General features: G+C 70.9%; 15 protein-coding genes. 8 read left to right on the top strand and 7 right to left on the bottom strand.

Annotated elements, in window-relative coordinates; translation table 11 throughout:
* Window positions 1-6: 6 nt before the first annotated feature.
* Window positions 7-1,125 (bottom strand): ADP-ribosylglycohydrolase family protein, encoded by a 1,119-nt coding sequence (locus EDD90_RS39800; protein WP_123977947.1) that lies wholly within the window; start codon window positions 1,123-1,125, stop codon window positions 7-9.
* Window positions 1,122-2,396, bottom strand: coding sequence for an ADP-ribosylglycohydrolase family protein (locus EDD90_RS39805; RefSeq protein WP_260328432.1), 1,275 nt, complete (start codon window positions 2,394-2,396; stop codon window positions 1,122-1,124). The genes EDD90_RS39800 and EDD90_RS39805 overlap by 4 nt, the downstream gene beginning before the upstream one ends.
* Before the next feature lie 330 nt (window positions 2,397-2,726).
* Between EDD90_RS39805 and EDD90_RS39810 the strand changes: the two genes are divergently transcribed.
* The 5 genes from EDD90_RS39810 to EDD90_RS39830 all read left to right on the top strand — a co-directional run bounded on the left by EDD90_RS39810 (window position 2,727) and on the right by EDD90_RS39830 (window position 12,529).
* On the top strand, window positions 2,727-3,458 hold the full coding sequence (locus tag EDD90_RS39810; protein WP_123977948.1) for a VIT1/CCC1 transporter family protein: 732 nt from the start codon (window positions 2,727-2,729) through the stop codon (window positions 3,456-3,458).
* Window positions 3,459-3,832: 374 nt separating this feature from the next.
* Complete coding sequence (gltB, locus tag EDD90_RS39815; protein ID WP_123977949.1) at window positions 3,833-8,428, top strand: glutamate synthase large subunit; 4,596 nt, start codon at window positions 3,833-3,835, stop codon at window positions 8,426-8,428.
* Window positions 8,421-9,881: a glutamate synthase subunit beta gene (locus EDD90_RS39820; RefSeq protein WP_123977950.1), complete on the top strand. Its 1,461-nt coding sequence runs from the start codon at window positions 8,421-8,423 to the stop codon at window positions 9,879-9,881. The genes gltB and EDD90_RS39820 overlap by 8 nt, the downstream gene beginning before the upstream one ends.
* 154 nt (window positions 9,882-10,035) lie before the next feature.
* Window positions 10,036-10,761: a VWA domain-containing protein gene (locus EDD90_RS39825; RefSeq protein ID WP_123977951.1), complete on the top strand. Its 726-nt coding sequence runs from the start codon at window positions 10,036-10,038 to the stop codon at window positions 10,759-10,761.
* 97 nt (window positions 10,762-10,858) lie between these two features.
* Window positions 10,859-12,529: a cytochrome bc complex cytochrome b subunit gene (locus EDD90_RS39830; protein ID WP_185149397.1), complete on the top strand. Its 1,671-nt coding sequence runs from the start codon at window positions 10,859-10,861 to the stop codon at window positions 12,527-12,529.
* Window positions 12,530-12,598: 69 nt separating this feature from the next.
* On the opposite strand, the gene EDD90_RS39835 is transcribed toward EDD90_RS39830, so the two are convergent.
* Window positions 12,599-13,564 (bottom strand): acyl-CoA dehydrogenase family protein, encoded by a 966-nt coding sequence (locus EDD90_RS39835; RefSeq protein ID WP_123977952.1) that lies wholly within the window; start codon window positions 13,562-13,564, stop codon window positions 12,599-12,601.
* 1 nt (window position 13,565) lies between these two features.
* On the bottom strand, window positions 13,566-14,705 hold the full coding sequence (locus tag EDD90_RS39840; protein ID WP_123982129.1) for an acyl-CoA dehydrogenase family protein: 1,140 nt from the start codon (window positions 14,703-14,705) through the stop codon (window positions 13,566-13,568).
* A 53-nt stretch (window positions 14,706-14,758) separates the two neighbouring features.
* On the opposite strand from EDD90_RS39840, the gene EDD90_RS39845 reads away from it, so the two are divergent.
* Genes EDD90_RS39845 through EDD90_RS39855 form a run of 3 tightly spaced genes read left to right on the top strand, consistent with a single transcriptional unit; the run spans window position 14,759 to window position 17,396 of the window.
* Entirely contained in the window at window positions 14,759-15,556 is a 798-nt protein-coding gene (locus tag EDD90_RS39845; RefSeq protein WP_123977953.1) for an SDR family oxidoreductase, read from the top strand.
* Between the two features lie 24 nt (window positions 15,557-15,580).
* On the top strand, window positions 15,581-16,192 hold the full coding sequence (locus EDD90_RS39850; protein ID WP_123977954.1) for a TetR/AcrR family transcriptional regulator: 612 nt from the start codon (window positions 15,581-15,583) through the stop codon (window positions 16,190-16,192).
* 46 nt (window positions 16,193-16,238) lie between these two features.
* A complete protein-coding gene (locus EDD90_RS39855) occupies window positions 16,239-17,396 on the top strand; it encodes an acetyl-CoA C-acetyltransferase (RefSeq protein WP_123977955.1) in 1,158 nt (385 codons plus the stop codon).
* On the opposite strand, the gene EDD90_RS39860 is transcribed toward EDD90_RS39855, so the two are convergent.
* From EDD90_RS39860 to EDD90_RS39870, 3 genes are read right to left on the bottom strand one after another with little or no spacing between them, the layout of a single operon-like run.
* Entirely contained in the window at window positions 17,380-18,429 is a 1,050-nt protein-coding gene (locus EDD90_RS39860; protein WP_123977956.1) for a nitronate monooxygenase family protein, read from the bottom strand. The two genes, EDD90_RS39855 and EDD90_RS39860, sit on opposite strands and share 17 nt — an antisense overlap.
* Window positions 18,429-19,157: a CoA-transferase subunit beta gene (locus EDD90_RS39865; RefSeq protein ID WP_123977957.1), complete on the bottom strand. Its 729-nt coding sequence runs from the start codon at window positions 19,155-19,157 to the stop codon at window positions 18,429-18,431. Before EDD90_RS39865 ends, EDD90_RS39860 begins: the two co-directional genes overlap by 1 nt.
* Window positions 19,154-20,005: a CoA transferase subunit A gene (locus EDD90_RS39870; RefSeq protein ID WP_123977958.1), complete on the bottom strand. Its 852-nt coding sequence runs from the start codon at window positions 20,003-20,005 to the stop codon at window positions 19,154-19,156. Before EDD90_RS39870 ends, EDD90_RS39865 begins: the two co-directional genes overlap by 4 nt.
* Window positions 20,006-20,008: the final 3 nt, after the last annotated feature.

Here is a 20,008-nt window from a genome sequence, read left to right on the forward strand (position 1 = left end):
ACCGAATCATCCACCTGGACGGGCCGGTTGTGTGGCTTCCAGGAGTTCGGCGAGTTCCACGAGGTCGGTACCGGTCAGGCGGGGGAGGGCGCAGCCGGAGAGGGTGCGGCAGGCGTCCCGCCAGGACGGCGGGACCGACTCGGCGCCGCCGAGGGCGCCGGTGAGCGCGCCGGCCAGGGCGGGGGCCGAGTCGGCGACCCTCGACAGACACGCGGCGGCGGGAACGGCCTCGGCGATCCGGCCGCGCGCGGCGGTGGCGAGGGCGAGGGCGACCGGGACGGTCTCGGCGGCGGCGATGCCGTAGCTGTAGACGTGGTCGACGATTTGGTGTTCGAGGAGGGGGATCAGGGCGAACGCGGTGTCCGCGGTGCCGACGAGGGTGAGGGCGTGCCGGGCGTTGCGGCCGATCTCGGTGGACTCGGGGAGTTCGGCGAGGGCCGCAGCCGCGCAGGTCTCGACCTCGGCGCCGACAAGGGCGAGGGCGAGGGCGGCGGCCATGGCGCGGGCGCCGTGCACCCCGTCGCCGTCCTGGGTGTAGCGGGCGTCGAACTCGGCGAGGTCGGCGGCGCGTTGGGGGTCGCCGGGATGGGCGACGGCAAGGGCGCAGGCGCGGACGCAGGCGGCGTCGTCGAAGTAGTGCGGGTTGTCGTGGCCGGTGGCGGGCGGGCGCAGGCCGGTGGCGAGGTTGCCGAGGCCGGCGCGGACGGAGATACGGGCGCGCAGGGGGAGTACGGCCGACTCGACCTCCGGGGCGCGTTCCGCGGCGGCGGCGACCTCGGAGGCCACGGCGGTCCAGGTCAGGTCGATGGCCGCGCGGGTACGGAGCTCGCGGCTGAGGTCGCCGAGGAGGGTGTCGTCGCCGGCGCGCAGGACGGCCTCGGCGGCGAAGGCAGCCCATTCGGCGTCGTCGGAGGGGCCGAGGCGGAGCGGCTCGGGGGGTTGGTTGAGGGCGATGGGGACGGGGAGGGTGGTGGTCGCGTTCTGCTCGGCGAAGGTGTCGAGTTCGCGGGTGAGGCGCCGGGTCCACTCGGGCATCCGGGCGGCGCGGTGCCGGGCGGAGGGCCAGCCGGCGGCGTCCCCCGCGGCGAGCCCGAGGAGCAGGCCCTCGATACGACGCCGGGTCACCGCTGGACCCCGCTGCGTTCGACGCCCAGGGGACTCCGCCCCCTGGACCCCCGGACCCTCGCCCGCCCACCACCCGACTCGGCCGGGGGAAAGGCCGGCGCCGAGTGTCTTGGCTCGGTCGGCAGAGAGGTCGGCGTGGAGAGTGCCGGCTCGGTCGGCAGAGAGGTCGGCGTGGAGAGTGCCGGCTCGGTCGGCAGAGAGGTCGGCGTCGAGTGTCTTGGCTCGGTCGGCAGAGAGGTCGGCGTCGATACTTCCGGCTCGGTCCTCGCTCGCGCCGTGCTCGTCAGCCGTTCCGCCACCTCCAGCACGTGCTGGCCCGCCATCGACGGCAGGCAGCTCCCCCGGGCCGGGCCGATCGCCGCCGCCCACTCCGCAGGGATCGCCGCCTCCCCTCGCGTCGCCCCCGCCAGCGCACCGGCCACCGCCGCCGTCGTGTCCGCGTCACGGCCCATGTTCACGGCCGTCAGCACCGCCTCCCGGAAGTCGCCGTCCGCCGCCGCGTACGCGCCGAAGGCCAGGGCCACCGCCTCCGGGGCCAGGTCGGTCCACGGATAGCCGCCGATGACGACCGCGGAGCGGACCGCCCGTTCGCCGCGGTGGGCCACCGAGACGGCCCGGCGCAGGGAGCGGGCCGTCCAGGAGTCGTCCGGGACCACCGCGAGCGCGGCCGCGACCACCGCCGTGGGGGGAGCGCCCACCATCGCCGCGGCCACCCCCGCCGCCACTGCCTGGCCGCCGTAGATGCCCTCACCCTCGTGGCTGACCGAGCCGTCGATCGCGACCAGGCGGGCCGCCTCGGCGGGGCGGCCCGCCGCGAAGACGCCGAAGGGGGCCGCCCGCATGGCCAGGCCGTCGCTCCAGGCGTGCCGGTGCTGGGCGGAGATGGGGGCTGCGAGGCCCCGCCGGAGGTTCTCCAGCGTGCCGCGTTCGCTGAAACCCGCGCCCTTGAAGGGGCCCTCGGCGCGGTCGGCGATCCACTCGTGCCAGGCCGCCTCGACATGGGCGGGGGTGAGTGCCGAGCCGTGGCGGGCGAGGAGGAGGCCGGAGAAGATCGCGTACTCCGTGTCGTCCGTGCCCGCGGGGTTGTCGGTGACGTATCCCGTGATGCGCCCCCAGCGGGCGCGGATCTCGGAGGGCTTCATGTTCTCCGCCGGCGCCCCGAGCGCGTCTCCCACGGCCAGGCCCAGCAGCGCGCCCCGAGCCCGGTCGCGCAGTTCCGAGGCGGGCTCGTCGGGGGCGGGGACCGGCGGTGTGCAGACGATCGATGACATGGGCTGACCTCTCCGGGAGGGGCTTCGCGCGGCGGCGCGGAACCGTTTGCGGATGTGTCCCACCAACGGCGGTTGACCGCAGCCTTGGAGGTCCTCACATCACCCGGTCGACATCTGTGCGACTCATCGCACAGGTGAGCGGAGAGAGGTAAAGCCGCAGGTTAGCCGAGCCTTTCCTTGCTGGCGGAAGGGAATGACGCGGCGTACCGTCAGCGTTGTCGAAAGATAGAACTTGTCCAAACTTAGCTTTGCCTCAGCTTATCCGGGGCCGGCTTCAGGACCTGCTTCCAAGATCCGCCGCCTGCTTTCAAGACCTACTGGGGGACCTTCATGGCCGTCATCGAGACCCAAGCGACACTGCACGAAGCCCACCGCGACAACCACACTCACCGGGATGTCAACGGAGGCTGGCTGCGGCCCGCTGTCTTCGGCGCCATGGACGGACTCGTCTCCAACCTCGCCCTGATGACCGGCGTGGCCGGCGGGGCCGTCGGTCATCAGACCATTGTCATCACCGGGCTCGCGGGGCTGGCCGCCGGTGCCTTCTCCATGGCCGCCGGCGAGTACACCTCCGTCGCCTCGCAGCGCGAGCTCGTCGAGGCCGAGCTGGACGTCGAGCGGCGGGAGCTGCGCAAGCACCCGCAGGACGAGGAGGCCGAGCTGGCCGCGCTGTACGAGGCGCGGGGCGTCGAGCCGGCGCTGGCCCGGGAGGTCGCCCGGCAGCTGTCCGCCGACCCGGAGCAGGCGCTGGAGATACACGCCCGGGAAGAGCTCGGCATCGATCCCGGCGATCTGCCGTCGCCGCTGGTCGCCGCCGTGTCGTCGTTCGGGTCGTTCGCGCTGGGCGCACTGCTGCCCGTACTGCCCTTCCTGCTCGGGGCCACCGCCCTCTGGCCCGCCCTGCTGCTGGCGCTCGCCGGGCTCTTCGGCTGCGGTGCCGTGGTGGCCAGGGTGACCGCGCGGAGCTGGTGGTTCAGCGGTCTGCGGCAGCTCGCGCTGGGTGGTGCGGCGGCCGGTGTGACGTACATCCTGGGCATGTTGTTCGGGACGGCCGTAGGATAGTGACACTGGTACCTATGCGTTGGGCCGCATAAATACCCGTTACTCGCTGGTTTCGAATGCTTAACCACGGGGCATGAGCCGTAAGCGCTGCGGGCAATGACGCCTGTCGTGCACCCGTGGGGCGACGATCGCGCTCGCTCCCGCCCCCTTGGGCCGATGGACATCGATCTGTCCGGATCGGTCCCCCACCACCTTCACCGCCTTGAGCGGTGCCCCGCCGAAACCCCCACGGCGTCCGCATGTTGAAACGGTGTATCCAGTTCCCGAGAACCGCTTCATCATGTAACCTGCGTGAAATTTTGCAACAAAAACGCAGAGGGCCAACGTCGTCCCTCGGCACCTGCTATATGCCACTGACGACGACGGGAGAGCCGATGCGTACGCCGCGCCAGCCGTCCCAGCACTCCACGAATGGCCAGAACTGGTCCTTCATGGATGCTCGCCCTGCTGCGCAGGGTATGTACGACCCCCGCAACGAGCGCGACGCCTGTGGCGTCGGCTTCGTGGCCAACCTCACCGGTGAGGCGAGCCATGCGCTGGTCGAACAGGCGCTCACCGTTCTGCGGAACCTGGAGCACCGCGGCGCCACCGGCTCGGAGCCCGATTCGGGGGACGGCGCGGGCGTCCTCTCCCAGGTGCCCGACGCCTTCTTCCGTGAGGTGGCCAGATTCGACCTGCCGGCGGCCGGTTCGTACGCCGTCGGTATCGCCTTCCTCCCCGAGGACGGCACCCAGGACGCCGTCTCGCGGATCGAGACGATCGCGGGCGAGGAGGGCCTCACCGTCCTCGGCTGGCGTGAGGTTCCGGTCGCCCCGGGGCTGCTCGGCGCCACCGCCCGCTCCACCATGCCGGTCTTCCGGCAGGTCTTCGTCACCGACGGCGCCAGCGAGGGCATCGCGCTGGACCGCAAGGCGTTCGTGCTGCGCAAGCGCGCCGAGCGCGAGGTGGGCGTCTACTTCCCGTCGCTGTCCGCGCGGACCATCGTCTACAAGGGCATGCTGACCACCGGCCAGCTGGAGCCCTTCTTCCCGGACCTGTCCGACCGCCGCTTCGCGTCCGCGATCGCGCTCGTGCACTCCCGGTTCTCCACGAACACCTTCCCGTCGTGGCCGCTCGCGCACCCCTACCGCTTCGTCGCCCACAACGGTGAGATCAACACCGTCAAGGGCAACCGCAACTGGATGGTCGCCCGCGAGTCCCAGCTGGTCTCCGACCTGTTCGGCCCGCAGGACAAGCTCGACCGCGTCTTCCCGATCTGTACGCCCGACGCCTCCGACTCGGCGTCCTTCGACGAGGTGCTCGAACTCCTGCACCTGGGCGGACGCTCGCTGCCGCACTCCGTGCTGATGATGATCCCGGAGGCGTGGGAGAACCACGACTCCATGGACGAGGCCCGCCGCGCCTTCTACGGCTTCCACGCCACGATGATGGAGCCGTGGGACGGCCCCGCCTGCGTCACCTTCACCGACGGCTCCCAGGTCGGCGCGGTTCTCGACCGCAACGGTCTGCGCCCCGGCCGCTACTGGGTCACCGACGAGGGCCTGGTCGTCCTCGGCTCCGAGGTCGGCGTCCTCGACATCGACCCCGCCAAGGTCGTCCGCAAGGGCCGGCTGCAGCCCGGCAAGATGTTCCTCGTCGACACCGTCGAGCACCGCATCATCGAGGACGACGAGATCAAGGCGACCCTCGCCGCCGAGCAGCCGTACGCCGAATGGCTGGAGGCCGGCGAGATCGAGCTGGGCGACCTGCCCGAGCGCGAGCACATCGTCCACACCCACGCCTCGGTCACCCGCCGCCAGCAGACCTTCGGCTACACCGAGGAAGAGCTGCGCGTCATCCTCGCGCCGATGGCCAAGGCCGGCGCCGAGCCGATCGGCTCCATGGGCACCGACTCGCCCATCGCTGCGCTGAGCGAGCGCCCCCGCCTGCTCTTCGACTACTTCACCCAGCTGTTCGCGCAGGTCACCAACCCGCCGCTGGACGCCATCCGCGAGGAGCTCGTGACCTCGCTGCGCTCGTCCCTCGGCCCGGCCGGCAACCTGCTCGACCCGACGGCCGCTTCCTGCCGCTCCGTCGTGCTGCCCTTCCCGGTCATCGACAACGACGAGCTGGCCAAGCTCATCCACATCAACGCCGACGGCGACATGCCCGGCTTTAAGGCCGCGACCCTGTCCGGTCTGTTCCGGGTCTCCGGCGGCGGCGACGCGCTGGCCGCGCGCATCGAGGAGATCTGCGCCGAGGCCGACGCCGCCATCGAGAACGGCGCCCGGCTCATCGTGCTGTCGGACCGCCACTCGGACGCCGAGCACGCGCCGATCCCGTCGCTGCTGCTCACCGCGGCCGTCCACCACCACCTCATCCGCACCAAGCAGCGCACCCAAGTGGGCCTGCTGGTCGAGGCCGGTGACGTCCGCGAGGTCCACCACGTCGCCCTGCTGATCGGCTTCGGCGCCGCCGCGGTCAACCCGTACCTGGCCATGGAGTCCGTCGAGGACCTGACCCGCGCGGGCACCTTCCTGCCGGGCATGGAGGCCGAGCAGGCCATCCGCAACCTGATCTACGCCCTCGGCAAGGGCGTCCTGAAGGTCATGTCCAAGATGGGCATCTCCACGGTCGCCTCCTACCGCGGCGCCCAGGTCTTCGAGGCCGTCGGTCTCGAAGAGGGCTTCGTCGACAAGTACTTCAACGGCACCGCCTCCAAGATCGGCGGCGTCGGCATCGACGTCATCGCCAAGGAGGTCGCCGCCCGCCACGCCAAGGCCTACCCGTCCTCCGGCATCGCGCCGGCCCACCGCGCCCTGGAGATAGGGGGCGAGTACCAGTGGCGTCGTGAGGGCGAGCCGCACCTGTTCGACCCGGAGACGGTCTTCCGCCTCCAGCACTCCACGCGCGCGGGCAGCTACGACATCTTCAAGAAGTACACGGACCGTGTGAACGAGCAGTCCGAGCGCCTGATGACGCTGCGCGGGCTCTTCGGCTTCAAGAGCGACCGGGAAGCCATCTCCATCGACGAGGTCGAGCCGGTCTCCGAGATCGTCAAGCGGTTCTCGACCGGTGCCATGTCGTACGGCTCCATCTCGCGCGAGGCCCACGAGACCCTCGCCATCGCCATGAACCAGCTGGGCGGCAAGTCCAACACCGGTGAGGGCGGCGAGGACCCGGACCGTCTCTACGACCCCGCGCGCCGGTCCGCCATCAAGCAGGTCGCCTCCGGCCGCTTCGGCGTCACCTCCGAGTACCTGGTCAACGCGGACGACATCCAGATCAAGATGGCCCAGGGCGCCAAGCCCGGCGAGGGCGGCCAGCTGCCCGGCCACAAGGTCTACCCGTGGGTCGCCAAGACCCGGCACTCCACCCCGGGTGTCGGTCTGATCTCCCCGCCGCCGCACCACGACATCTACTCCATCGAGGACCTCGCCCAGCTGATCCACGACCTCAAGAACGCGAACCCGAAGGCCCGGATTCACGTCAAGCTGGTCTCCGAGGTCGGCGTCGGCACGGTCGCCGCGGGTGTCTCCAAGGCCCACGCGGACGTCGTGCTCATCTCCGGCCACGACGGCGGTACGGGTGCCTCCCCGCTGACCTCGCTGAAGCACGCGGGCGGTCCCTGGGAGCTCGGCCTCGCCGAGACCCAGCAGACCCTGCTGCTCAACGGCCTGCGCGACCGCATCGTCGTGCAGACCGACGGCCAGCTGAAGACCGGCCGTGACGTGGTCATCGCCGCGCTGCTCGGCGCCGAGGAGTTCGGTTTCGCGACCGCGCCGCTCGTCGTCTCCGGCTGCATCATGATGCGCGTCTGCCACCTCGACACCTGCCCGGTCGGCGTCGCCACCCAGAACCCGGTGCTGCGCGACCGCTTCTCCGGCAAGGCCGAGTACGTGGTGAACTTCTTCAAGTTCATCGCCGAGGAGGTCCGCGAGATCCTCGCCGAGCTGGGCTTCCGCACCATCGAGGAGGCCGTCGGCCACGCGGAGGCGCTCGACGTCACCCGTGCCGTGAACCACTGGAAGGCGCAGGGCCTGGACCTGGCCCCGCTCTTCTATGTGCCCGAGCTCCCCGAGGGCGCCTCCCTGCACCAGACCGTCGCGCAGGACCACGGCCTGGAGAAGGCCCTGGACAACGAGCTGATCAAGCTCGCCTCCGACGCCCTGGCCGCCTCCAGCGCCACCGACGCCCAGCCGGTGCGCGCCCAGATCAAGGTGCGCAACATCAACCGCACGGTCGGCACCATGCTCGGCCACGAGGTGACGAAGAAGTTCGGCGGCGCGGGTCTGCCCGACGACACCATCGACATCACCTTCACCGGCTCGGCCGGCCAGTCCTTCGGCGCCTTCCTGCCGCGCGGTGTCACGCTCCGCCTGGAGGGCGACGCCAACGACTACGTCGGCAAGGGCCTCTCCGGCGGCCGCGTCATCGTCCGCCCGGACCGGGCGGCCGACCACCTCGCCGAGTACTCCACCATCGCGGGCAACACCATCGCCTACGGCGCGACCGGCGGCGAGCTGTTCCTGCGCGGCCGTACCGGTGAGCGGTTCTGCGTCCGCAACTCCGGTGCGCTGGTGGTCTCGGAGGGCGTGGGCGACCACGGCTGCGAGTACATGACCGGCGGCCGCGCGGTCGTCCTCGGCGAGACGGGCCGCAACTTCGCGGCCGGTATGTCCGGCGGCGTCGCGTACGTGATCGACCTGAACGTCGACAACGTCAACGTCGGCAACGTCGACGCCGTCGAGGCGCTCGACGACAGCGACAAGCAGTGGCTGCACGACGTGGTGCGTCGGCACGCCGAGGAGACCGGCTCCACGGTCGCCGAGAAGCTGCTCGCCGACTGGGACGTGGCCGTGCAGCGGTTCAGCAAGATCATTCCTGGCACTTACAAGGCAGTGCTCGCCGCCAAGGACGCCGCCGAGCGAGCGGGTCTCTCCGAGACCGAGACCCACGAGAAGATGATGGAGGCGGCGATCAATGGCTGACCCGAAGGGCTTCCTGAACCACGGCCGTGAGGTCGCCAAGACCCGCCCCGTCGCCGACCGCGTCCGGGACTGGAACGAGGTCTACGTCCCCGGCTCCCTGCTGCCGATCATCAGCAAGCAGGCCAGCCGCTGCATGGACTGCGGCATCCCGTTCTGCCACAACGGCTGTCCGCTCGGGAACCTGATCCCCGAGTGGAACGACTTCGCCTACCGCGAGGACTGGACGGCGGCCTCCGAGCGCCTGCACGCGACCAACAACTTCCCGGAGTTCACCGGTCGTCTCTGCCCGGCCCCCTGCGAGTCGGCCTGCGTGCTCGGCATCAACCAGCCGGCCGTCACCATCAAGAACGTCGAGGTCTCGATCATCGACAAGGCGTGGGACGCGGGCACCGTCGCTGCGCAGGCTCCCGAGCGCCTGTCGGGCAAGACCGTCGCGGTCATCGGCTCGGGCCCGGCGGGCCTCGCCGCCGCCCAGCAGCTGACCCGGGCCGGCCACACGGTCGCCGTCTACGAGCGCGCCGACCGCATCGGCGGCCTGCTCCGCTACGGCATCCCCGAGTTCAAGATGGAGAAGCGGCACATCAACCGCCGTATCGAGCAGATGCGCGCGGAGGGCACCCGCTTCCGTACCGGTATCGAGATCGGCCGCGACCTCAAGGCGACCGACCTCAAGAAGCGGTACGACGCGGTCGTCATCGCCGCAGGCGCCACGACCGCCCGTGACCTCCCGGTCCCCGGCCGCGAGCTCAAGGGCGTCTACCAGGCGATGGAGTACCTGCCTCTGGCCAACAAGGTCCAGGAGGGCGACTACGTCACGTCCCCCATCTCGGCCGAGGGCAAGCACGTGGTCGTGATCGGCGGCGGCGACACCGGCGCGGACTGCGTGGGCACCGCCCACCGCCAGGGCGCGGCCTCGGTCACGCAGCTGGAGATCATGCCCCGCCCGGGCGAGGACCGGGCGCCGCACCAGCCGTGGCCGACGTTCCCGATGCTCTACAAGGTCACCTCGGCGCATGAGGAGGGCGGCGAGCGGGTCTACTCCGTCTCCACCACCCACTTCGAGGGCGACGAGGAAGGCAACGTCCAGTGGCTGCACCTCACCGAGGTGGAGTTCATCGACGGCAAGCTGACCTCGAAGCCGGGCACCGAGCGCAAGATCCCCGCCCAGCTGGTCACCCTGGCCATGGGCTTCACCGGCACCGACCGGGTGAACGGCGTGGTCGACCAGTTCGGTCTCGAGCTCGACGAGCGCGGCAACGTCGCCCGCGACGCCGACTTCCAGACCAACGTCCCCGGTGTCTTCGTCGCCGGTGACGCGGGCCGCGGCCAGTCGCTCATCGTCTGGGCGATCGCGGAGGGCCGCTCGGCCGCCAAGGGCGTCGACCGCTTCCTCACGGGCGCGAGCGACCTCCCGGCCCCGATCCGGCCCACGGACCGCTCGCTGATGGTCTGACCCATCACCCCATAGAACGTCCCGTACAACGGCGTACGGAACACAGACGGCGCCTGCCCCACAGTCCCCGACCGGACGACTGGGCAGGCGCCGCCGAGTGTCCGCTGATCAAGTAGTCTCGGCCTCCTGACCATGGGGTGAGGGGGAGCAGAGGATGGCCGCGATCAGTCTCAGCAAGGTGGAGCAGACCGCGCCCGCCCTCGTCGGCGCCTACCGCTCCGCCGGGATCTCCCTCACCAAGCACGGCCTCGACGGACTGCGCGCCGCCGTCTACCTGGTCGTCGACTACTCCGGCTCGATGAAGCCGTACTACGCGGACGGCAGCGTCCAGGCGCTCGCCGACCGGGTGCTGGGGCTCTCCGCGCACCTGGACGACGACGGTCAGGTCCCCGTCGTCTTCTTCTCCACCGACATCGACGCGGTCACCGACATCAAGCTCGCCGAGCACAAGGGCCGTATCGAGCAGATCGCGGCCGGGCTCGGGCACATGGGCAAGACCAGCTACCACCTGGCGATGGACGCGGTCATCGACCACTACCTCGACAGCGGCGCCACCGATCCCGCCCTGGTCGTCTTCCAGACCGACGGCGGCCCCATCAACAAGCCCGCCGCGGAACGCTACCTGTGCAAGGCGGCCAAGCTGCCGCTGTTCTGGCAGTTCGTCGGCTTCGGCGACCCGAACAGCAAGCAGTTCGACTTCCTGCGCAAACTCGACGAGCTGGCGGTCCCGGGAAAGCGGGCGGTGGACAACGCGGGCTTCTTCCACGCCGGTTCGGACCCGATGCGGGTCCCGGACGGCGAACTGTACGACCGGCTCGTGGGCGAGTTCCCGCAGTGGCTGGCGGCGGCGCGGGCGGCGGGCATCGTACGCGCCGACTGACCCCTTCCGCCCCGGCCGACTTTACGTCGCACCGTTGGCTGTCGGGGTCCTGTCGTGCCACCCTGATGAGTGATCCGGCGGGGAGGCGACGCGACGTATGGACGACGCGGCACGAACGGTGAACGGCCAGGCACGGGTGGGGAGTTCCACTGATTCCGCGCGCAGGGCGGATCCCCCGGGCAAGGGTGAGAAACTCGCGGACTGGGCCGACGGAAGGCTCGGGATCTACTCCCTGGCCAAGGCCAACATGCGCAAGGTGTTCCCGGACCACTGGTCCTTCATGCTGGGCGAGGTCTGCCTCTACAGCTTTCTCATCCTGATCCTCACCGGCATCTACCTCACGCTCTTCTTCGAGCCCAGCGGCGCCGAGGTCGTCTACCACGGCAGCTACGGCCCGATGAACGGCATCATCATGACCAAGGCGTACGAGTCGACGCTGCACATCAGCTTCGACGTACGCGGCGGGCTGCTGATCCGGCAGATCCACCACTGGGCGGCGCTGGTCTTCGTCGCCGGGATGTTCGTCCACATGATGCGGGTGTTCTTCACGGGCGCCTTCCGCAAGCCCCGCGAGATCAACTGGCTGTTCGGCTGGACCCTGCTGTTCCTCGCCATCCTCACCGGCCTGACCGGCTACTCGCTCCCCGACGACCTGCTCTCCGGCACCGGCGTCCGGTTCGCCGACGGCGCGATCCTGTCGATCCCGATCGTCGGGACGTACATCTCGATGTTCCTGTTCGGCGGGGAGTTCCCCGGCCACGACATCATCTCCCGCTTCTTCCCGATCCACGTCCTGCTGCTGCCCGGGATCATGCTGGGACTGGTCGTCGCCCATCTGATCCTGGTCTTCTACCACAAGCACACCCAGTACCCGGGGCCCGGGCACGACCAGAAGAGCGTGGTCGGCATGCCCTTCCTGCCGGTCTACATGGCCAAGGCCGGCGGTTTCTTCTTCCTCGTCTTCGGCGTCCTCGCGATCATGGGCGGCATCGCCACCATCAACCCCGTGTGGGCGTTCGGCCCCTACCGCCCCGACCTGGTCACCACCGGTGCCCAGCCCGACTGGTACCTGGGCTTCTCCGAGGGCCTGATCCGGGTGATGCCCGGCTGGGAGATCAACGCCTGGGGCCACACCCTGGAACTGGGCGTCCTGATCCCCTTCTCGGTCTTCCCGCTGTTCCTGCTGGCCATCGGCGTCTACCCGTTCATCGAGGCGTGGATCACCGGCGACAAACGCGAGCACCACATCCTCGACCGGCCGCGCAACACACCCGTCCGAACCGCCCTCGGCGTGGCCTGGCTCAGCCTGTACGTCGTCCTGCTGATCGGCGGCGGCAACGACATCGTCGCCACCCATCTCCATCTCGCCATCAACTCGATCACCTGGTTCGTCCGGATCTCCGTCTTCGTCGTCCCCGTCCTCGCCTTCGTCGTCACGAAGCGGGTCTGCCTCGGCCTGCAACGCCGGGACCGCGACAAGGTCCTGCACGGCAGAGAGACCGGCCTCATCAAGATGCTCCCGCACGGCGAGTACATCGAGGTCCACGAACCCCTCACCCAGGACCGCCTGTTCACCCTCACCCAGCACGAACAGGACCCGCCGTACGAACTCGGCCCGCTCGAGGACGCGAACGGGGTACGGCGAAAGGTCACGCTCGGGCAGCGGGTACGGGCGAGCCTGGCCAAGGGAATGTTCGGCCCGGACACCCATATCCCGAAGCCGACGGAGCAGGAGTACCGGGAGATCACGAGCGGGGACCACCACTAGAACGCCCCGAGGGGAAGCGCCCCCTTGGGGGCGCGGGGAACTGCGCGACCAGCCCCCACCGGCCCGCAGTCAACGACGCCCGAGAACCACCCCCATGCACTCTTCCGGCGCCCCCCAAGCCGCGCGCAGTGCACGCGCCTTGGTCAGCCAGAGCGACAGGTCGTACTCGGCGGTGTAGCCGATCGCGCCGTGCAGTTGCAGCGCCGCCCGCGCCCCGGCATAGGCGGCCTCGCATGCGTTGAGCTTCGCCGCTGCCACGTCCGACGGAGTCATCGTCACCGCCGCCCCGAAGACCAACGGCCGGGCGAACTCCAGGGCGATCTTCGCGTCGGCCAACCTGTGCTTGACCGCCTGGAACGACCCGATGGGTACCCCGAACTGGGTCCGCTGCCTGACGTACGCCACCGTTCTGTCGAGCAGCGCCAGCCCCACCCCCAGCGCCTGCGCGGCCGTGGCGAGCCGCGCCCAGGACAGCGCCTCCGACCACGCCGGCTTCGCGCTGATCAGCTCACCGACCGGAGGCAGCGGTGTCAGCCGGCGCGCGGGGTCCAGCGACCGGCGCACCGCACCGGCACCGGGCGACAACCGCAGCCCGTCCGGCGTCGCGGCGAGCCGCAGCCCCGCCGCGTCCCCGTCCAGCGCATACCCGTACCCGTGCCCGGCGAAGTCCGTCGTCACCGTGGCCATCGTCCCGCCCGCCGCGATCCCCGGGAGGAACCGCTTGGCGAGGTCGGCACTCTCACCGAGCAGCACCGCCGCGGCCACCGTCTCCACCAACGGCCCCGGCACCGCGTGGCGACCCAACTCGATGAAAGCCACAGCGAGGTCGACAGGCCTGCGCCCCACCCCGCCGTACTCCTCCGGCACCGCCAGCCCGAACACCCCCGCCTCGCCCACCCGCCCCCACAACGCCCGCCCGCTCGCGTGATCCCCGCGGCTCCAGTCCCGTACCACCGCCGGGGTGTCGGCGGCCGTCAGCAGCGCCCGCAGGGCGTCGGCGAAGTCCCGCTGCTCGGTGTCGAGGAGGAAACGCATGTCAGCGGCGTCCCTTCGGCAGGCCGAGCAGACGCTCGGCGATGATGTCGCGCTGGATCTCGTTGGTGCCCGCGTAGACGGGGCCGGCGAGCGAGAAGACGTATCCCTCGCACCACGGCGTGTCGGCCAACTCGCCTTCTGTACCCAGCAGATCGAGCGCCGTCTCGTGCAGCGCCAGGTCCAGCTCGGACCAGAACACCTTGTTCAGGCTGGACTCCGGGCCCAGGGACTCGCCGTCCAGGAAGCGGGAGGCGGCCGCGTAGGTGAAGAGCTGATACGCGCGGGCGCCGATGACGGCGTCGGCCACCCGGGCCGCGGCGGACTCGGGGGCGCCCTGTGCCCGCCAGAGGTCCAGCAACCGGCCGGCGGCGGCCAGGAACCGGCCCGGCGACCGCAGCGTCAGCCCCCGCTCGTTGCCCGCCGTCGACATCGCGATCCGCCAGCCCTGGCCGGGTTCGCCGATCACGTCCTCGTCGGGCACGAACACCTCGTCCAGGAACAGTTCCGCGAACGCCGGCTTCCCGTCGAGCCGGCCGATCGGGCGGACGGTCACCCCCGGTGCGCGCAGGTCGAACATCAGGTAGGTGAGCCCCTGATGCGGTTTCGGCGTCTGCGGCTCGCTGCGGAACAGGCCGAACGCGCGGTCCGCGAAGGCGGCCCGTGACGACCAGGTCTTCTGGCCGCGCAGCAGCCAGCCGCCGTCCGTCCGCACGGCCCTGGAGGTGAGGGCGGCCAGGTCGGAACCGGCCCCGGGCTCGGACCAGGCCTGCGCCCAGACGACCTCGCCGGTGGCCATCCGCGGCAGCACCCGCGCACGCTGCTCCTCCGTGCCGTGGTCGAAGAGGGTCGGCGCGAGCAGGCTGATGCCGTTCTGGCCGACCCGCCCGGGCGCGCCCGCCGCGTAGTACTCCTCCTCGAACACCAGCCACCGCAGCAGCCCCGCGTCCCGGCCGCCGTACCGCTCCGGCCAGGACACCACCGACCAGCGGTCCGCGGCCAGTTGGGCCTCCCAGGCGCGGTGCGCCGCGAAGCCCTCCGCGGTCTCCAGGGAGGGGAGCGGAGGGCTGGGCACATGTTCCGCCAGCCAGGCGCGGGCCTCGGCGCGGAACTCCTCGTCGGCCGGGGTGTGGGTCAGGTCCACGGTCGCCGTCACCGTCCTTCCCTAACAAGTGTTTGGTAGGTTAGCGTGGGCCCATGACAGGCGTCGAGAGTGTCGAGAGTCCGGAGTACGTGCCCGGGCACGGGCTGCTCGCGGGGCGCACCGCCGTCATCACGGCCGCGGCCGGGGCGGGCATCGGCGGTGCGACCGCGCGCCGCTTTCTGGAGGAGGGCGCGCGCGTGCTGATCAGCGATGCGCATGCCCGGCGACTGAAGGAGCACGAGGCCGAACTGGCCGGCCGGCATCCGGGGGCCGTGACCGCACTTCCCTGCGATGTGACCGACGAGACCCAGGTGCAGGCCCTGTTCGACACCGCCGTGCGCACGCACGGACGGCTGGACATCGTCGTCAACAACGCGGGCCTCGGCGGGACTTCGGCGCTCGTCGAGATGGCCGACGAGCAGTGGGAGCGGGTCCTCGACGTCACTCTCAACGGCACCTTCCGGTGTGTGCGCGCCGCCCTTCGGCTCTTTCGTGAGAGCGGGGACGGCGGGGTGATCGTCAACAACTCCTCCGTCGTGGGCTGGCGGGCCCAGGCCGGACAGGCGCACTACGCCGCCGCCAAGGCCGGCGTGATGGCGCTGACCCGGTGCGCGGCGGTCGAGGCCGCCGAGTACGGGGTACGGGTCAACGCCGTGGCGCCGAGCCTCGCCATGCATCCGCACCTGGTGAAGGTGACGTCCGCCGAACTGCTGGAGGAACTCACCGCCCGCGAGGCCTTCGGGCGTTACGCCGAGCCGTGGGAGGTGGCCAACGCGATCGTCTTCCTGGCGTCCGGCTACTCCTCGTACCTCACCGGCGAGGTCCTCTCCGTCAGCAGCCAGCATCCCTGACGGCGGAGCGACGAGAATGTACCCGTGCCGACCAAGAAGAAGCCCCAGGTGACCGCGGCTCCCGCCCGGCGCCGCGAACTCCTCGAGACCGCCGCCGAGGTCTTCGCCGAGCAGGGCTACAACGCCACCACCGTACGCAAGATCGCGGACCATGCGGGCATGCTCGCGGGCAGCCTCTACTACCACTTCGACTCCAAGGAGTCGATGCTGGAGGAGATCCTGCGGACCTTCCTCGATGAGCTCTGGGACGGCTACGACACCGTCCTGGACGCCGGACTCGGCCCCCGCGAGACCCTGGAAGCCCTGGTCACCGAGTCCTTCCGGGAGATCGACCGGCACCGCGCCGCCGTCGCGATCTACCAGAAGGAGAGCAAGCAGCTGGTCGCGCAGGAGAGGTTCGGCTTCCTCGCCGAGTCGCAGCGCAGGTTCGAGAAGGCGTGGCTGGCCACGCTGGAGCGCGGGGTCGCCGCGCACGTCTTCCGCGCCGACCTCGATGTCCGCCTCACCTACCGGTTCGTCCGCGACACCGTGTGGGTCGCGGCCTCCTGGTACCGGCCCGGCGGACAGCACAGCCCGGAGGAGATCGCCCGGCAGTACCTGTCGATGGTGCTGGACGGGATCGCCGTCCGCGAATAGCTCACCCATTCGTTGAAAACCCCTTTCTGACGAGGGAGTTGCTGACATGGCCGAGGCCTACATCGTCGAAGCGGTGCGTACGCCCGTCGGGCGGCGCGGGGGCGGACTGAGCGGCGTCCACCCGGCCGATCTGGGCGCCCATGTGCTGCGGGCCCTGGTCGAGCGGTCGGGCGTGGACCCGGCCGCCGTCGAGGACGTCGTCTTCGGCTGCCTGGACGCGGTGGGACCGCAGGCCGGTGACATCGCCCGGACCAGCTGGCTGGCGGCCGGGCTGCCCGAGGAGGTGCCGGGCGTGACCGTCGACCGGCAGTGCGGCTCCTCGCAGCAGGCCGTGCACTTCGCCGCGCAGGCCGTCCTGTCGGGCACTCAGGACCTGGTGGTCGCCGGCGGTGTGCAGAACATGTCCCAGGTCCCCATCGCCTTCGCCTCCCGCCAGGCCGCCGCGCCGCTGGGCCTGACGGAGGGCCCCTTCCTGGGCAGCGAGGGCTGGCGGGCCCGGTACGGCCGGCAGCCCGTCAACCAGTTCGCCGGCGCCGAGATGATCGCCGCCAAGTGGGACATCAGCCGCCAGGACCAGGAGGAGTTCGCCCTGCGCTCCCACCGGCGGGCCCTGAGCGCCATCGACGAGGGCCGCTTCGAGCGCGAGACCGTCGCCTACGGCCCGGTCGCCGTGGACGAGGGGCCGCGCCGGGAGACCTCCCTGGAGAAGATGGCCGCCCTCAAGCCGGTCGTCGACGGTGGCACCATCACCGCCGCCTGCTCCTCCCAGGTCTCCGACGGCGCCGCCGCGATGCTCCTCGCCTCCGAACGGGCCGTCCGCGAACACGGACTGCGCCCCCGCGCCCGCGTCCACCACCTCTCCGTCCGCGGCGAGGACCCCATCCGGATGCTCTCCGCGCCGATCCCGGCCACCGCGCACGCCCTGAAGAAGACCGGCCTCACCATCGACGCCATCGACCTCGTCGAGATCAACGAGGCCTTCGCCCCGGTCGTCCTCGCCTGGCTCAAGGAGACCGGCGCCGACCCCGCCAGGGTCAACGTCAACGGCGGCGCGATCGCCCTCGGTCACCCGCTCGGCGCGACCGGCGTCAAGCTGATGACGACCCTCCTGCACGAACTGGAGCGCACCGGCGGCCGGTTCGGCCTCCAGACCATGTGCGAGGGCGGGGGACAGGCGAACGTGACGATCATCGAGCGGTTGTGAGCCGTTCCCTGACCTCCGCCGCCTCCTTCATGATCCGCTCCACCAGCTCCGCGCACGACGGCAGGTCGTCGATCACGCCGGCGACCTGCCCGGACGCCATCACCCCCAGATCCGTACGGCCGTCCACCATCGCCGACCTGAGCAGCATCGGCGTGTTCGCGGCCAGCAGGACCTGACTCCAGGACAGTTCCTTCCCGTGCCGCAGCGCCAGCCCGTCCTGGACCATCTGCCGCCAGGTGAGTCCGGACAGCTTCCGGAACCCCGCCGCCCGCCGTAGCGCGTGCAGCAGACTCCGGGCCCGGCCCGAACTCTCCAGCGCGGCCACCAGATCGCTCCGCAGCATCCGGTGCGGCAGCCCGTCCACCGCCCTGGTCACCGTGACGTCCTTGACCGCCGCCGCCAGATAGCGTGCCTTCACCGCGTCCGGTACCGCCGAGTCCGAGGTGAGCAGGAACCGCGTCCCCATCGCGACCCCCGCCGCCCCGTACGCCAGCGCCGCCACCAGCCCGCGCCCGTCGAAGAACCCCCCTGCGGCCACCACCGGTATCCGCACCGCGTCCACCACCTGCGGCAGCAGCACGCTCGTCGCCACCTCGCCGGTGTGCCCGCCGCCCTCACCGCCCTGCACGATCACCGCGTCCGCACCCCACGCCGCCACCTTCTCGGCGTGCCGCCGTGCCCCGACGGACGGGATCACCACCACACCCGCGGCCTTCAGTTCGGCGATCAGCTCGGGTGAGGGGGCGAGCGCGAAGGACGCCACCCGCACACCCCCGTCGATGATCAACCGGACCCGGTCACCGGCGTCGGCCGAGTCCGCCCGCAGGTTCACCCCGAACGGAGCGTCGGTACGGCACCGCACCTCCGCTATCGAGGTACGCAACTGGTCGAGCGTCATCGTCGCGGAGGCCAGGATGCCGAGGGCGCCGGCGTTGGCCGTCGCGGAGACCAGACGAGGGCCCGCCACCCAGCCCATCCCCGTCTGTACGATCGGATGCCGTACCCCGGCCAGCCGGGTGAGAGCGGTCTCCATCAGCCCGCGACCTCCTTCACCCGCGCACCACCCGGATCGAGCACCTCACGGATCAGCCGCAGCTCCTCCTTGCTCGGCTCACGGGTGTACGGCACCTCGTCCGGGACGGTGAGCTCGAAATCCGTCGCCTCCCGCACCCGGTCGACGCTGACCCCGGGATGCAGCGCGGCCAGCCGCATCGAGCGGTCGGGGGTCTCGAAGTCGAGGACGGCGAGGTCGGTGACGACTCTCGGGATGCGATGGAAGCGGCCGATGCCCGGATCCTCGGCCACCCGGTCGTACCCCACCCCGCACACCATGTCGACCTTCGTCACGAACACCCGCCGGGAGTGCTTCGGGACCCAGTAACTCGTCGGGTTGTTCAGTGTGTTCAGCGGTGCCCCGCGCACCCCGAGCAACTGCCGCTTCGGCCGTGCCCAGTCGCCGATGCACGAGATGTTCTGGTTGCCGTACCGGTCGATCTGGCTCGCGCCCATCATCACGTGCCGCCGGCCGCCGGACACCAGGGCCAGGTGCTGCCGGTAGGGCAGCCAGCCCTCCGGTGTCCCGTCCGGGCGGACCAGCAGGGCCTCGCCGTCGGTCAGCAGCAGATCCGGCGCGAAGGTGAGCCGGGCCAGGCGGGCACCCAGGGAGGGGATGAGACCCATCGGGCTGGCCAGGATCTCCCCGGAGCCGCGCCAGGCCTCGGCACAGGCGATGACGCAGTACTCGGAGCGGAGAACACTCATCGGTCCTGTTCCTCCTGCCAGTTCCGCACCGCCGTCCGGTAGGCCTGCTCGTCCCCGGCGAGGAAACGCGTCGCGAACTCCTCCCAGGGCGTGGTCGCGTACAGCCGCTGGAACTCCTCGTCCCGCCCGTAGTCGGGGGCGCAGGAAGTGAAGTGCGCGCCGCCGGGAGCCTCCACGACCCCGGTCACGGCGAGCCGTTTGACCAGCAGTGACTGCGGCGGCGCCTCCTTCGTCAACTCGGCCGTGTCCACGATCCGTTCGCAGGAGACATAGGCCGCGTCCGCCGCCTCGCAGAACAGGTCGTCGAAGTACGGGTCCGGGCCCAGGTACTGCCCGTTGCCCAGCCGGTCGGCTCGGTTCAGATGCACCAGGGCCGCGTCCAGGCGCAGCGCGGGCATCGCCACGAACGTCTCACCGTCGTCGTACGGCGAAGTGACCGTCCGCAGGCCTGGGTTGACCCGCATGACGTCCGAGCCGACGCCGGCCCGCACGGGGAGGAAGGGGAGCCGGTTCGCGGCCGCGTGCAGGCCCCACATGAACATGCCCTCGTCGATCTCCGTCAGCTCGAACGCCCCGCGCTCGCGCGCCGCCCGGTAGTGCGGTTCGAGCGGGACGGAGTCGAGGGTGACGAAGGCCGTCACCAGCCTGCGCACCCGGCCGGCCGCGACCAGCATCCCGACGTCCGGGCCGCCGTACGAGACCAGCGTGAGATCGCCGATACCGCTCCGGAGCACTGCTCTGACCAGGGCCATCGGCTTGCGCCGGGAACCCCAGCCGCCGATGCCGAGGGTCATACCGCTCGCCAGCCGTGCGACGACCTCGTCGGCGGTCATCGTCTTGTCGGTCACTCC

The organism is Streptomyces sp. Ag109_O5-1 (genome assembly GCF_003814875.1).
GTDB classification, from domain to species: Bacteria; Actinomycetota; Actinomycetes; order Streptomycetales; family Streptomycetaceae; genus Streptomyces; species Streptomyces sasae.